This window comes from Streptomyces sp. NPDC046557 (assembly GCF_040645975.1).
In the GTDB taxonomy this organism is placed as follows: domain Bacteria; phylum Actinomycetota; class Actinomycetes; order Streptomycetales; family Streptomycetaceae; genus Streptomyces.
Map to the genome: position 1 here is coordinate 109,301 of NZ_JBEYZH010000010.1, position 13,633 is coordinate 122,933.

Annotated in this window: 14 protein-coding genes, 1 pseudogene and 1 riboswitch; of the genes and pseudogenes, 8 read left to right on the plus strand and 7 right to left on the minus strand. The window is 70.8% G+C overall.

The features are described 5' to 3' along the window. Positions 1–439: 439 nt before the first annotated feature. Positions 440–1,876: a trehalose-6-phosphate synthase gene (locus tag ABZ934_RS19635; RefSeq protein ID WP_361314633.1), complete on the minus strand. Its 1,437-nt coding sequence runs from the start codon at positions 1,874–1,876 to the stop codon at positions 440–442. A 118-nt stretch (positions 1,877–1,994) separates the two neighbouring features. Continuing rightward, positions 1,995–2,972 carry a glucosyl-3-phosphoglycerate synthase gene (locus ABZ934_RS19640; RefSeq protein WP_361314636.1) on the minus strand — a complete coding sequence of 326 codons (978 nt, stop codon included), beginning with the start codon at positions 2,970–2,972 and terminating at the stop codon, positions 1,995–1,997. 218 nt (positions 2,973–3,190) lie between these two features. Further along, a riboswitch (SAM riboswitch) is annotated at positions 3,191–3,349 on the plus strand. Positions 3,350–3,366: 17 nt separating this feature from the next. Between ABZ934_RS19640 and thrC the strand changes: the two genes are divergently transcribed. The 4 genes from thrC (at position 3,367) to groL (ending at position 7,533) form a co-directional block, all read left to right on the plus strand. After that, entirely contained in the window at positions 3,367–4,662 is a 1,296-nt protein-coding gene (thrC, locus tag ABZ934_RS19645) for a threonine synthase (RefSeq protein ID WP_361314638.1), read from the plus strand. A 40-nt stretch (positions 4,663–4,702) separates the two neighbouring features. Then, a complete protein-coding gene (locus tag ABZ934_RS19650; RefSeq protein WP_361314640.1) occupies positions 4,703–4,981 on the plus strand; it encodes a MoaD/ThiS family protein in 279 nt (92 codons plus the stop codon). Positions 4,982–5,379: 398 nt separating this feature from the next. Next, a complete protein-coding gene (locus ABZ934_RS19655; protein ID WP_030009783.1) occupies positions 5,380–5,586 on the plus strand; it encodes a cold-shock protein in 207 nt (68 codons plus the stop codon). Positions 5,587–5,910: 324 nt separating this feature from the next. After that, on the plus strand, positions 5,911–7,533 hold the full coding sequence (gene groL / locus ABZ934_RS19660) for a chaperonin GroEL (protein ID WP_361314643.1): 1,623 nt from the start codon (positions 5,911–5,913) through the stop codon (positions 7,531–7,533). Positions 7,534–7,628: 95 nt separating this feature from the next. Here the strand turns inward: groL and ABZ934_RS19665 are convergent. Beyond that, positions 7,629–7,778, minus strand: a pseudogene (locus tag ABZ934_RS19665) (transcriptional regulator); the annotation flags it as partial. Between the two features lie 202 nt (positions 7,779–7,980). Here ABZ934_RS19665 and ABZ934_RS19670 point away from each other — a divergent pair. Both ABZ934_RS19670 and ABZ934_RS19675 read left to right on the plus strand, forming a co-directional pair. Next, positions 7,981–8,616, plus strand: coding sequence for a phosphoribosylanthranilate isomerase (locus ABZ934_RS19670; RefSeq protein WP_361314646.1), 636 nt, complete (start codon positions 7,981–7,983; stop codon positions 8,614–8,616). A gap of 70 nt (positions 8,617–8,686) precedes the next feature. Then, positions 8,687–9,424 (plus strand): beta-glucanase, encoded by a 738-nt coding sequence (locus ABZ934_RS19675; RefSeq protein ID WP_361314648.1) that lies wholly within the window; start codon positions 8,687–8,689, stop codon positions 9,422–9,424. Between the two features lie 28 nt (positions 9,425–9,452). Here the strand turns inward: ABZ934_RS19675 and ABZ934_RS19680 are convergent, their stop codons facing one another. Further along, positions 9,453–9,947 (minus strand): hypothetical protein, encoded by a 495-nt coding sequence (locus tag ABZ934_RS19680; RefSeq protein WP_361314651.1) that lies wholly within the window; start codon positions 9,945–9,947, stop codon positions 9,453–9,455. Between the two features lie 120 nt (positions 9,948–10,067). On the opposite strand from ABZ934_RS19680, the gene ABZ934_RS19685 reads away from it, so the two are divergent. Continuing rightward, complete coding sequence (locus tag ABZ934_RS19685) at positions 10,068–10,478, plus strand: nuclear transport factor 2 family protein (RefSeq protein WP_361314654.1); 411 nt, start codon at positions 10,068–10,070, stop codon at positions 10,476–10,478. A 31-nt stretch (positions 10,479–10,509) separates the two neighbouring features. On the opposite strand, the gene ABZ934_RS19690 is transcribed toward ABZ934_RS19685, so the two are convergent. After that, positions 10,510–10,875, minus strand: coding sequence for a protease inhibitor I9 family protein (locus tag ABZ934_RS19690; protein ID WP_361314657.1), 366 nt, complete (start codon positions 10,873–10,875; stop codon positions 10,510–10,512). A 386-nt stretch (positions 10,876–11,261) separates the two neighbouring features. On the opposite strand from ABZ934_RS19690, the gene ABZ934_RS19695 reads away from it, so the two are divergent. Further along, entirely contained in the window at positions 11,262–12,452 is a 1,191-nt protein-coding gene (locus ABZ934_RS19695; protein ID WP_361314660.1) for a S8 family peptidase, read from the plus strand. Here the strand turns inward: ABZ934_RS19695 and ABZ934_RS19700 are convergent. Continuing rightward, a complete protein-coding gene (locus ABZ934_RS19700; RefSeq protein WP_361314663.1) occupies positions 12,436–12,702 on the minus strand; it encodes a DUF397 domain-containing protein in 267 nt (88 codons plus the stop codon). The two genes, ABZ934_RS19695 and ABZ934_RS19700, sit on opposite strands and share 17 nt — an antisense overlap. Continuing rightward, a complete protein-coding gene (locus ABZ934_RS19705; protein WP_361314665.1) occupies positions 12,686–13,525 on the minus strand; it encodes a helix-turn-helix transcriptional regulator in 840 nt (279 codons plus the stop codon). The genes ABZ934_RS19700 and ABZ934_RS19705 overlap by 17 nt, the downstream gene beginning before the upstream one ends. Positions 13,526–13,633: the final 108 nt, after the last annotated feature.

Here is a 13,633-nt window from a genome sequence, read left to right on the forward strand (position 1 = left end):
CCCGGGCTCCGCCCGGACCCGCGCCTCAAACGCCGGCGGGGCTGAAAGCAGCCCGGACGGGGCTGAGAGGCCGGGCTCCGCCTGGGAAGCAAGCGCCAGGGGGTGGCATATTCAGCCTCGCCGGCGTTTGAGGCGCGGGGTGCGGGGCGGAGCCCCGCGAGGCCCGGGCGGAGCCCGGGGGCGCTTGCGCGGCGGCGCCGCAGCCGATCAGGGCCCGGATACGGGCCGCCCGTCCGCCCGGGTGCGGCAAGGGCAGGGCACCCCGCCCAGCGCCGTCAGGCCTCGCGCACGGCACGGGCACCCCGGCCCCGGCCCAGGGAAGGGCACGGTCCAGGGAAGGGCACGGTCCAGGGTTCCGGCCGCGGCCATGGCCGGCGCTCCGGCCCACAAGGGCAGGCTCAGGCCGGGGCAGCGTCCGGGCACCCCGGCAAGGGCGGCGTCACGGCTCGCGGAGGGCCGAGAGTTGGGCCGTGAACCAGGCCGTCGGGGGAAGGGACGTGGCCGCCGCGGCGAGGCGCTTCGTGCGTTCCGCCCGCTCCGCCTCCGGCATCGACAGCGCCGCGTGCAACGCCGCCGCCGTCTCCGAAACGTCGTACGGGTTCACCGTCAGCGCGTCCGAGCGGAGCTCCTCGTACGCCCCCGCCCCCGTCGACAGCACCAGCGCGCACCCCGCCTCCGACACCACCGGGATCTCCTTCGCCACCAGGTTCATCCCGTCCCGCACCGGGTTCACCAGCGCCACGTCCGCCATCCGGTACGCCGCCAGCGAGCGCGCGAAGTCGTCCTCCACCGACACCAACACCGGCTGCCAGTCCGCCGTCCCCAGTTCCGCGTTGATCTCCGCCGCCAGGTCCCGCACCGCCGCCGTGTACTCCCGGTACACCGCCAGGTCCTGCCGCGAGGGGTACGCCGAGGCCATGTGCACCACCCGCTCGCGCCACTCCGGGTGCGTCGTCAGCAGCTCCCGGTACGCCAGCAGGCCGCGCAGGATGTTCTTGGACAGCTCCGTCCGGTCCACCCGGACGATCGTCTTGAGGTCGCCGACCTCCGCCCGCAGCCCCGCCAGCTTGTCGTCGACCTCCGGCCGGTGCGCCAGCGCCCGCAGATCGTCGCCGTCCACGCCCAGCGGGAACGCGCGTACCTCGGTCGTGCGCCGTGCCCACACCGACTCCCGCCGGTGCTCCACGGTCCCCTCCCGGACCTCCTCCGCGCTGCCCTGCGCCCCGTCGAACGGCATCGCCGACAGGAACGCCCGCGCCCATTCCCCGGTGTGGAAGCCCAGCAGGTCCGCCCCGAGCATCCCCCAGGTCAGCTCCTCCACCACGTACCGCGGCAGCATCCGCAGCACGTCGGGCGAGGCCCACGGGGTGTGCGTGAAGTGCGCGATCCTCAGGTCGGGCCGCAGCACGCGCAGCATGCCCGGCACCAGCGCCAACTGGTAGTCCTGCACCAGCACTGCCGCGCCCTCGTCGGCCTCCGCCGCCAGCGCGTCCGCGAAGGCCCGGTTGTAGAGGACGTACGAGTCCCAGCGCCGCCGGAACTCCGCGTCGAAGACCGGCTCGCGCGGGATGTCGTACAGGTGGTGGTGTGTGAACCAGAGCACCGAGTTGGCGATGCCGTTGTACGCGGCGTCGTACACCGCGGGATCGATGTCCAACATCCGGACGCCGGGTTCGGAGACCCCGCGCCGCACCGCTTCCCGGTCCCCCTCCGACAGCGCCGCGCAGATCCACACCGCGTCCGGCTGCTCCGCGAGTGCCGCGGAGAGCCCGGAGACCAGACCGCCCCCGCCGCGCCGGGCGCCGAGGGTGCCGTCGGGGGCGTGGGCGTACGAGAGGGGACCGCGGTTCGCGGCGACGAGTACCTGGGAAGCCATGCCGCGAACCTAACCCCGCCGCAGGCGCCTCAAACCCACCGCCACGCCACTCCGCGTCACACGCCGAACGGCGCCGCGTCACGTCACATCACGCGACGCCGCGTCACTCCAGGCCGCGTCAGGCCACGCGGCGGACCGCGTACTCCTCGACCTCCAGCATCGGCGGTCGTTCCTCGGTGTCCACGGCGTGCGTGCGCGGCACGAAGCCCTCCGGGCCCCGCTCGAACTGGGTCAGCGCGGGGCGTACGTGCGGGTACCCCCAGCGGTACCCGGGGGAGTGCCCGCGCGCGAGCCGCGACTGCGCCGTGCGGTAGATCGCCGCGGCCATCCGGCCGAGCGCCTGCCCGTCCTGGTGGCGGTGCAGCCGTACGCCGACGTCGACCTGCGCCAGCGCGTCCAGTCCGACCGTGTGCAGCGCGTCGACCAGCAGCCCCAGCTCCACGCCGTAGCCGACGGGGAAGGGGAGACGTTCCAGCAGGGAGCGCCGTACGGCGTACTCGCCGCCCAGCGGCTGGACGAAGCCGGCCAACTGCGGCCAGTGCAGGTTCAGCAGGGGCCGGGCCACCAGCTCGGTGACGCGGCCGCCCTGTCCGGGGGCGTCGCCGAGCGGCCGGTCGTACATCGCCTTGACGAAGTGCACGTCCGGCTCGGTCAGCAGCGGCCCGAGGATGCCGGAGACGAAGGCGGAGGAGAAGTCCCGCAGGTCGGCGTCCACGAAGCAGACGATGTCGCCGGTGGTCGCGAGCAGCGAGCGCCACAGCACCTCACCCTTGCCGGGCACCGCCGGGAGCCGCGGCAGGATCTCGTCGCGGTGCACCACCCGCGCGCCGGCCTTCGCGGCGACCTCGGCCGTACGGTCGCCCGACCCTGAATCGACCACGACCAGCTCGTCCACCAAGGGGGCCGGCAGCCCCTCGATCAGATCGCGGCGGATCACCTCGACGATCGCGCCGACCGTGGCCTCCTCGTCGAGTGCGGGCAGCACCACGCTGACCGTCGCTCCCGACGCGCGCTTGCGGTCGAGCAGCTGGTCGAGCGGTCGGTCGGCGGCGGACCAGGAGCGGTCGGCCAGCCAGCGCTCCACCTCTTCCAGCACTTGGGGACTCCAGGGGATCGGTGACGGGACGGTGATCGGGCGGGTGGAGCGGCAGGCGGTTTTCGGGCGAAATGTGATCCATCTCGCCGTTCGGACAGCTGTCTCAACCACCCGGGCCTTCGGTTACAGTCTTGAACAACGCGAAGGACCACGGCATGCCGGGGTCCTCGTGCACAAACGCCCGGACGCGCCATAGAGCGCGCGGCCCGGTGCCATACCGCTCATCCAGAGGGGCAGAGGGACACGGCCCGTTGAAGCCCCGGCAACCCTCCAGTCGGTTCTCGCGATCGCCCACCACGGCGACGTCAGCGAGGTCCCCGGCTAGGGAAGGTGCCAATTCCGTCTCATGGCGAAGTGCGCCATGGGGAAGATGAGGAGAAAGGGCCTCGCCATCATGGCTGCACAGACTGTCGCCACCTCTGCCGAATCCACCGGCACCTCTGTCGATCTCGGACCTGCCACCGGCCTTTCGTGTCGTGAGTGCGGTACCCGCTTCGAGCTCGGCCCGATCTTCGCCTGCGTCGAGTGTTTCGGACCGCTGGAAGTCGCCTACGACCTGCCCACCGGTGACCCCGAGGCCCTGCGCGCCGCGATCGAGGCCGGTCCCGACAACATCTGGCGGTACGCCCCGCTGCTGCCCGTCCCCGCGGACGTGGCCTCCAAGCCGAACCTGAACCCGGGCTTCACCAAGCTCGTGGACGCGGCCAACCTGGCCAAGGAGCTCGGCATCACCGGCAAGCTCTACGTCAAGGACGACTCCGGCAACCCGACGCACTCCTTCAAGGACCGTGTCGTGGCCATCGCCGTCGAGGCCGCCCGCGCCTTCGGTTACACCACCCTCTCCTGCTCCTCGACGGGCAACCTGGCCGGCGCCGTCGGCGCCGCGGCCGCCCGCGCCGGTTTCCGGTCCTGCGTGTTCATCCCGCACGACCTGGAGCAGGGCAAGGTCGTGATGGCCGCTGTCTACGGTGGCGACCTCGTCGGCATCGAGGGCAACTACGACGACGTCAACCGCTTCTGCTCCGAGCTCATCGGCGACCCGCTGGGCGAGGGCTGGGGCTTCGTCAACGTCAACCTGCGTCCGTACTACGGCGAGGGTTCCAAGACACTGGCCTACGAGATCTGCGAGCAGCTCGGCTGGCGGTTGCCGGACCAGATCGTGATCCCCATCGCGTCCGGCTCGCAGCTGACGAAGATCGACAAGGGTCTGCAGGAGCTGATCAAGCTCGGCCTGGTCGAGGACAAGCCGTACAAGATCTTCGGCGCGCAGGCCGAGGGCTGCTCGCCCGTGTCGACCGCCTTCAAGGCCGGTCACGACGTGGTGCGCCCGCAGAAGCCGAACACCATCGCCAAGTCGCTGGCGATCGGCAACCCGGCGGACGGCCCGTACGTCCTGGACATCGCGCGTCGCACCGGCGGTTACGTCGAGGACGTCAACGACGAGCAGGTCGTCGAGGCCATCAAGATCCTCGCGCGGGCCGAGGGCATCTTCGCCGAGACCGCGGGCGGTGTGACCGTCGGCGTGACGAAGAAGCTCATCGAGAACGGGCAGCTCGACCCCTCGCTGACCACGGTCGTCCTCAACACCGGTGACGGCCTCAAGACCCTGGAGGCGGTGGCCTCGGACAGCGGCCAGACCGCCACCATCCGCCCCAGCCTGGACGCGTTCCGCGCCGCCGGCCTGGCCTGAGGCCCGACCCACCCCCTGTTCCCGGAAAGGCAGTAGCGCCATGAGCGTCAACGTCCGCATCCCCACCATCCTGCGCACCTACACCGGCGGCCAGGCCGAGGTCCCCGCCGAGGGCACGACCCTCTCCGAGGTCATCGAGTCCCTGGAGAAGAACCACCCGGGCATCGCTGCCCGCGTCCTGGACGACCAGGGCAAGCTGCGCCGCTTCGTGAACGTCTACGTCAACGACGACGACGTGCGCTTCGAGGGCGGCCTGCAGACGGTGACGCCGGACGGCGCGGGAGTCTCGATCATCCCCGCCGTGGCGGGCGGCTGCTGACAACCGGATCAGCGACACCGGACGTCCCAGAATTGCCCCCTCCGCTAAAAGCGGAGGGGGCAATTCTGGTTGATTGGGCGCGGTAGGGTTGGGGAAGTCCCCTCCGCTGTTCTTGCCCGCCGCATATGAGCGGGCCACCGGATGGTTGACATTGAGTCAACATGCGAGCCTGGTATGGGCCTTTGGTGCCGGATGTCGGGCCCGAGTTGCCCGGGAACATGCCTAAATTTCGCTTGATTTCCCCATTCCTTCTTGTCCAGAATTCTCGTCGGAATGACCTGTTGCACACAGCACCGGTGCGGATACATTCAGCCGCGGTCGAGGCGTTCCGGCGCAAGTTCTGACCCGGGTCCGCGAAGTGCGGTCCTGCGCAAGGGCCAGTAATAGGGGAGTTAGGCATGGCTCAGGGCACCGTCAAGTGGTTCAACGCGGAGAAGGGCTACGGCTTCATCGCGGTCGACGGTGGTGCGGATGTGTTCGTCCACTACAGCGCCATCCAGATGGACGGGTACCGCACCCTTGAAGAGGGTCAGCGGGTCGAGTTCGAGATCTCGCAGGGCCAGAAGGGTCCTCAGGCGGACATGGTCAAGCTCGCACTCGGCTGACCCGGCGCGATCGACCACAGACGCAACAGGTCTCAGGACCGCACACGCACGAGGGGCCCACATCCCGGACACGGGATGTGGGCCCCTCGTGCGTCCCCGGCCGGGGACTTCGCCCGGCGTTGCCCGAAGCCGCTTGCACTCGACGGGGTCGAGTGCTAATCATTGGCGTTAGCACTCTCCAGTCGAGAGTGCTACTGAAACGAGGACCGGGTCGGTGAGGCCCAAGGGTCCGGCGGGAAGGAACCGTCGGGCTCGTCGGCCGTCCGTCGCGGGCGCGGGCGCGGTCCAGGAGCAATCCACCCCAGTCCTGGAGGACCACTTCAGATGGCCAAGATCATCGCATTCAACGAGGAGGCCCGGCGCGGTCTCGAGCGTGGCATGAACCAGCTCGCCGACGCCGTCAAGGTCACCCTTGGCCCCAAGGGTCGCAACGTCGTCCTTGAGAAGAAGTGGGGCGCCCCCACGATCACCAACGATGGTGTCTCCATCGCCAAGGAGATCGAGCTCGAGGACCCGTACGAGAAGATCGGCGCCGAGCTGGTCAAGGAAGTCGCCAAGAAGACGGACGACGTCGCGGGCGACGGTACGACCACCGCCACCGTGCTGGCCCAGGCGCTCGTCCGCGAGGGCCTGCGCAACGTGGCCGCCGGCGCCAACCCGATGGCCCTCAAGCGTGGTATCGAGAAGGCCGTCGAGGCCGTCTCCGCCGCCCTGCTCGCGCAGGCCAAGGATGTCGAGACCAAGGAGCAGATCGCTTCGACGGCCTCCATCTCCGCCGCCGACACCCAGATCGGCGAGCTCATCGCCGAGGCCATGGACAAGGTCGGCAAGGAAGGCGTCATCACCGTCGAGGAGTCCCAGACCTTCGGTCTGGAGCTTGAGCTCACCGAGGGCATGCGCTTCGACAAGGGCTACATCTCGGCGTACTTCGCCACCGACATGGAGCGTATGGAGGCGTCGCTCGACGACCCGTACATCCTGATCGTCAACTCCAAGATCGGCTCGGTCAAGGACCTGCTGCCGCTCCTGGAGAAGGTCATGCAGTCCGGCAAGCCGCTGCTGATCATCGCCGAGGACGTCGAGGGCGAGGCCCTGTCGACCCTGGTCGTCAACAAGATCCGCGGCACCTTCAAGTCCGTCGCCGTCAAGGCCCCGGGCTTCGGCGACCGCCGCAAGGCCATGCTCGGTGACATCGCCATCCTCACGGGCGGCACCGTCATCTCCGAGGAGGTCGGCCTCAAGCTGGAGAACGCCGGTCTCGACCTGCTCGGCCGCGCCCGCAAGGTCGTCATCACCAAGGACGAGACGACCATCGTCGACGGCTCGGGTGACAGCGACCAGGTCCAGGGTCGCGTCAACCAGATCCGCGCCGAGATCGAGAACTCCGACTCGGACTACGACCGCGAGAAGCTCCAGGAGCGCCTCGCGAAGCTGGCCGGCGGCGTGGCCGTCATCAAGGCCGGTGCCGCGACCGAGGTCGAGCTCAAGGAGCGCAAGCACCGCATCGAGGACGCCGTTCGCAACGCGAAGGCGGCCGTCGAAGAGGGCATCGTCGCCGGTGGTGGCGTGGCCCTGCTCCAGGCCTCCTCGGTCTTCGAGAAGCTGGAGCTCACCGGTGACGAGGCGACCGGCGCCAACGCCGTGAAGCTCGCCCTGGAGGCCCCGCTCAAGCAGATCGCCGTCAACGGTGGTCTGGAGGGTGGCGTCGTCGTCGAGAAGGTGCGCAACCTCCCGATCGGCCACGGCCTGAACGCCGCGACCGGCGAGTACGTCGACATGATCGCCGAGGGCATCATCGACCCGGCGAAGGTCACGCGCTCCGCGCTGCAGAACGCCGCGTCGATCGCCGCGCTGTTCCTGACCACCGAGGCCGTCATCGCCGACAAGCCCGAGAAGGCCGGCGCCGGTGCGCCGGGCGGCATGCCGGGCGGTGACATGGACTTCTGATCGGCCTCCGGCTGATCGGCTGTTCATCACGCTTCACGTTCGAGGGCGGCACCCCCACCGGGGTGCCGCCCTCGGGCGTTCCCGCGGCGCGCCGCTCAGGCGGCCGGCCGCGCGACGAACCTGACTTCTTCCTGGTCCTCGCCGAGGGCGATGTTCAGCGAAGCGTCCAGGGCCCGCGCGAGGCGCAGCAGCAAGGGCAACGTGGGCACGGCGTCGGCGCCCTCCACCCGGGAGATCTTCGCCTGCACCGAGACGGCCGAGGTGGAGGGCGAGCGGGCGGAGATCCGGTAGGTCATCCATGCGGCGACCGCATTATGTCGTCGACGACATAATGCGGTCGGGAGGTGTTTCTGACCTCTTACCGGTGATGGTGCCGCCGGGTTGACGGGCTGCCCGGTGCTCGGGACGGGGATACGTGCGGCGGGGCGGTCTGGTTGACTCGGGGGCATGAGCGAGAGCAGTGGAGCCGGCAGGGCCTTCGTCAAGATCTGTGGGCTGAAGACCGCGCACGACGTCGACGTGGCCGTGGCGGCCGGGGCCGATGCCGTCGGGTTCGTGTTCGCCCCGGGCAGCCCGCGGACCGTCGACGCCGCCACCGCGCGGGAGCTGGCCGCGCGGGTGCCCGCCGGGGTGCTCACCGTCGGGGTGTTCCGCGGGCAGTCCGTGGAGGAGGTCCGGCGGCTGACGCAGGAGAGCGGGGTGCGCTCCGTACAGCTCCACGGCGACGAGGGCCCCGCCTACTACGAGGCCCTGCGCGCCCCCGGCCGTACGCTCATCCGCGCCACCGCCGCCGCCGTCGTGGCGGCCGGGGAGTACGGCGAGGACCTGCTGCTGATCGACGCCCCCGACCCCGGCTCCGGCAAGCCGTGGAACTGGGGCTCGGAGGAGTTCACGGCGCCCCGGGGCCGCTGGCTGCTGGCCGGTGGCCTCGACCCCGCCAACGTGCGCGCGGCCCTGCGGGCGACCGGCGCCTGGGGCGTGGACGTCTCCAGCGGCGTGGAGCGGGAGCGCGGGGTGAAGTCGCCCGAACTCATCCGCGCGTTCCTCGCGGCGGCGCGCGACCCCCACCACGGCGATAGCTGAACGCAACCACTCGATTACCCACGGCGATAAATCCGGCATGGCTCGCTCCGCTGCCGGGAAGACACCCTGCATGGACACGGACCTGCTCGGCTGGCTGGGGCGCCTGACGTCCCGCCTCGCCCCGGGGGGCGGTGGCGGAGCGGCGGTACCCGCACCTCGCCGCACCCCCGTCTTCACCGCCGACTTCGCCTCCCTCACCCAATGGGTCGCCGGCCGCTCCTGGGCGTATCCCGACGGCGGCCCCGTCAACCCGGGCGACAACAAGCTCGACCACCTGGTGGAAGACCCCACCTACAGCCGAGGCGGCGTCTTCCGCGCCACGCGCCGCCCGGACGGCAACTGGGACACCGGACTGCTCACCACCGAGGGCAGCGACGAGGGCTTCATGGTGCGCACCGGCGACCTCTTGGAGGCGCGGGTGCGACTCCCCGTGGAAGAGGGCGCCTGGCCGGCGATCTGGACCTGGCGGGACGGCGGCCAAGAGATCGACGTCTTCGAGTACCACCCCGACAACCCCGACCTGCTGGAACTCTCCAACCACGTCCGCGAGGCGCACCGCTACCACCGCGACCCCTCGGTCCGCCCCGGTGCGTGGGTGGACCTGAGGGTGGAGTTCGGGCGGAACTCGGTCGTCTGGTGGGTCAACGGCGCCCGTGTCTTCTCCGACCGCCGGGGCGTGGGCCGCGGCTGGCACGCGTACCTCATCGTCAACCTGTCGGTGTGCGCGGGCAACTACCACCCGGCGCCGGAGCCGGAGGTCACGGAGATGTCCTACGAGGTCTCCGACCTGCGCGTCTACCGAGGCTAGCGGCCAGTACCCGCCGCGCTCGGCCGCGTCAGAGGATGCCGCGGGGGAGGGGGCCGCGGGGGAGGGAGTTCACGAGCGCGGCGCCCCGGTCGGCGTCGTCGACGCTGACCGCGAAGTCGCGGCCACCGGAGCGGATCACGAGGCAGGGGCCCCCTCGTATCATCACCGTCGTACCGAGCTTGCCGAGGCGGTATCCCCAGCCGCCGACCTGCGAGGGCCGGCGGTCCTCCACGCGCGCCGGGGCCTCGATGTCCTCGGGGGCCCAGCGCCGCACGGGACGCCCGACAGGGCCGTAGGCCACTTCCAGCGCCCGGCCGGTGAGCCGCACGGTCACCGAGGCGAACACCAGGAGCAGCAGCGCCGACAGGAACAGCACCACGGCCGGCGCCCACATCATGCCCCTCGGCCCGGCCGTCCCGGCGACCGCGAGCCCGACCGCGATCACCCCGAGGAGGACGGCCGTCCCCTGCATCCACCGGTTGGACGAGTGGGAGCGCCACAGGACCTGTTCGGCGGCTGCCATGACGCCTCCAAGTTCGTGAGCCCGTCCCCGAGCACCCTTTCCGTCCATTTTCCCTCCGAAGGCTGCCGGGAGCACCGGCGTACGGTGGGAAGGGGGGCGGAGAGCCCCGGGAGGCCGACGATGGGCGACGAACGTGACGCGTTCCTCGACTGGGCGCGGACCCGGCTGCGGGATGCCGAGATCGCCCTGCACAACGGGGACGCCGGGCCGCGTTTCGCGATCTGGTCCCGGCGTGAGCCGGTGTCGGTGACGGGCGCCTGGATGTCGGCCGTCGGGTACGAGGAGGTCGCCGCGCTCTTCCACAAGCTGGCGGAGGAGTTCTCGGACTGCGCCTCGTACGAGCACGAGATCGTCGCGGTGGACGTCGTCGGCGACATGGCCTACACGGTCGGCTACGAGCGCACGCACACGTCGGTCAACGGCGAGCCGCGCCGGTACGTCCTGCGCGCGACCCAGGTCTACCGCCGCGAGGGCGGCGAGTGGAAGGTCGCCCACCGCCACGCGGACACGCTGGAGACCGACCGGACGTAGCAGGAGTGGCGCGCCCGCCCGGCCGGTCGGTTCAGGCGGGGGCGCCGAACGAGGAGCCGACGCCGTCCTCCTCGATGGACTCCACCAGGGGGTTCGCCCGCAGGGCGGCGACCTGCGCGGGGGAGAGCGGGGCGGCGAAGCCGTTCATCGCGGTGCGGAAGACGTGGACCGGCGTGATTCCGTGGTGGCCGGCCAGGAGCGCCGGGTCCATACCCCGTCGCACGGTCACCAGATACGTCGGCCAGTGAGCCGGAGCCGGAGCCGCGACGGGCGCGGGGTCGGGCGCGGGATGCGCCGCAGTGGTGGCGGAGGCGGCGGTGAGGGGGAGGGCGGCCACGGCGGCGAGGGCGGTGACGGCGACGGCCGCCCGGCGGGTCCAACTCGGTCGAGTGCGCATGGGGGCGAGGCCACCACGCGGGGGTGTCCCGGTCAACGACGTGCGGCGGCGTGGCCCCGGCCGCCGGTGGTGAACGCCGAATGCGCCCCCCGGCGCGCGCCGCGCGGGCTGGACCGTACGGGGGAACTTCCGTGGGGCGGGCGGATCGGCGGGCATCGTGCGGGCAGGTGGGAGGGCCGGGCGCGGCAAGGAGGCTGATCGGTTCCGCAGCTTGTGCGATGGACGGACGCGCCCCTCTTCGGGCTGTCGGCCAACCGGGGGCGTGGGCCTCAAGTCCCGCCGGTGGCCGCCCGATGCAGGGGAGGCCGCGCTCAGCTCCGCGACGTTGCGTCGTCCGTGAGGTGGCGGGGCATCCACCCTTCCGCCGGCTCCTTGGAGTTGCCCCCATGCGCCTGCTCGCCCGTGTGACGATCGCCGCGCTGCTCGCGATGACCCCGGCCTTGGCCGGAACCGCGTCCGCCGCCGCCCCCGAGCCGACCCCGGCCCCGCTGATCGCCTCGGCGAACGCGGTACCCGGCCAGTACATCGTGACCCTGGAGAAGGGGGTCGACCCGGCCGCACTGACGAAGAAGCTGGGGCTGAAGGCCCGGTTCCTCTACAGCCACGCCATGAACGGCTTCGCGGTGTCGATGACCCCGCTCCAACTGCAGATCGCCCGGGTGGCCCTCGGGGTGAAGTCGGTCGAGGAGGACACGAAGGTGCGGGCCGTGTCGACCGTCTCGGACCAGGACGACGGCCGGGCGCTGAGCGCCCCGACCTCGCTCTGGGGCCTGGACCGCATCGACCAGAAGACCCTGCCGCTCGACAACACCTTCACCACCAAGGGCAACGGCGCGGGGGTGACCGCGTACATCCTCGACACGGGCATCGACTACAAGCACGACGAGTTCGGCGGGCGCGCGACGTTCGGTTTCGACGCCATGGGCGACGGCAAGCAGGGCATGGACTGCCAGGGCCACGGCACGCACGTCGCGGGAACGGTCGCCGGTGCGACGTACGGCGTGGCGCGCAAGGCCAACCTGGTGTCCGTCCGGGTCCTGGGATGCGACGGCACGGGCTCGTACTCCGGCATCATCGCCGGCATGGACTGGGTGGCCAAGAACGCCAAGCAGCCCGCCGTCCTGAACGCCTCCCTGGGCGGTCCCAGGTCGGCGTCGGTCAACGCTGCCGCGGACGCCCTGTCCGACGCGGGCGTCCTGCCGGTCGTCGCGGCGGGCAACGAAGCGCAGGACGCGTGCAACGTCTCGCCCGCGTCGGCGTCGCGCGTGGTGGTGGCAGGCGCGACCAACAGATACGACGAGGAGACGAGCTTCTCCAACTACGGCACCTGCGTCAGCCTCTACGCCCCAGGGCAGGACATCACCTCCGCGAAGCTCGGCGGCGGCAGCGTGGCCCTGAACGGCACGTCCATGGCCTCGCCGCACGTCGCCGGCGTCGCGGTGCTCTACAAGCAGGCGCACCCGGCCGCGACCCCGGCGGAGATCGCCGAGTTCCTCGGCACCGGCTCCAGCAAGGACGTGCTGAGCAGCGTCAGCAAGGGCAGCCCCAACGAGCTGCTCTTCACCAACGGTCTCTGAGCGACCCCACGAAGTCGGCCCAGGCCCGTGCGTGGAACACCACGTGCGGGCCTTCGGGTCGCTTGGAGTCCCGGACGGGAACGATGTGGGGGTGGCCGTCGGCGACTTCGAGGCAGTCCCCGCCGGTGCCGTCGCTGTAGGTGGACTTCCGCCAGGTGGCCATCTCCAGGCAGCTACCGCCGCTGCCGTCGCTGTAGCTCGACTTGTGCCAGGTGGCCGTCGACAGGTCGTATTCAGGCGTGCTCGTCATGCTCGTAATCCTCCGCCGCGGACTCGATCAAGGCCAGTGATTCACGTGGTGAGAGCGCGTTGGCCGTGAGCAGATCGTAGGTCAACGAGTGACGGGCTACTTCAGCCGGATCGTCCAACAGCTGCCCTGTTCCGTTGCCTTGCGCATATACGAGGGGCGGCGCGTCCTCGAAGTGCATGAGCTGGAGGGAGCCACCCATCGAGGCGTGAGCCCCCGCCTTGAACGGGAGCACTTGGGTGACGACCCGGTTGCAGCGAATCAGGGTCATGATGCGCCGCAATGCCTTCGCCATGATCGCCGGGCTGCCGACCTCCCGCCGCAGTACCGCCTCGTCGAGCACGCACCAAAACATGGGCGTTGTTGGATTGCCGAGCAGCATTGCCCGTTCCAGACGGTTGCTCACCAGTTCCTCAATCACCTCCTCCGTCGCGGTCGGTTGGTAGGCGCGGCAGATGGCCCGCGCGTACGCCGCCGTCTGCAACAGCCCCGGGATGATCAGCGGTGCGTACTCCCGGATGGTCTTCGCCAGCGCCTCCGCCTCGGCTGCCGCCGCGAAGTGGTCCGGGTACTTGGACTTGGCCACCGCCCCGCAGTTGCGGGCGAAGAAGCCGTCCGTCTGGAGGACCTCGTCAATCTGGCGGGCGATGTCGGAGCGCATTCGACGCGTACCCGCTTCGAGCTGGCCGATGAACGAGCCGCTGACGAAGAGCCGTTCGGCCAGTTCGGCCTGGGTGAGGCCCGCGCGTTCGCGCGCGACGCGGAGTTCGGCGCCCAGGAGGGCACGGGGTGAGGAGGAGGGGTCGAGGTGCTTTGGTCCTGGCATGGCAACTCCTGGTCCAACAAGTGCGTTTGTGCGCGGCCCGACGTTGAAAGGCTAGCTACCGAGTAGCCACGCTGTGTGCGGAACGCGATTACTCAGAGCGAAAGGGAC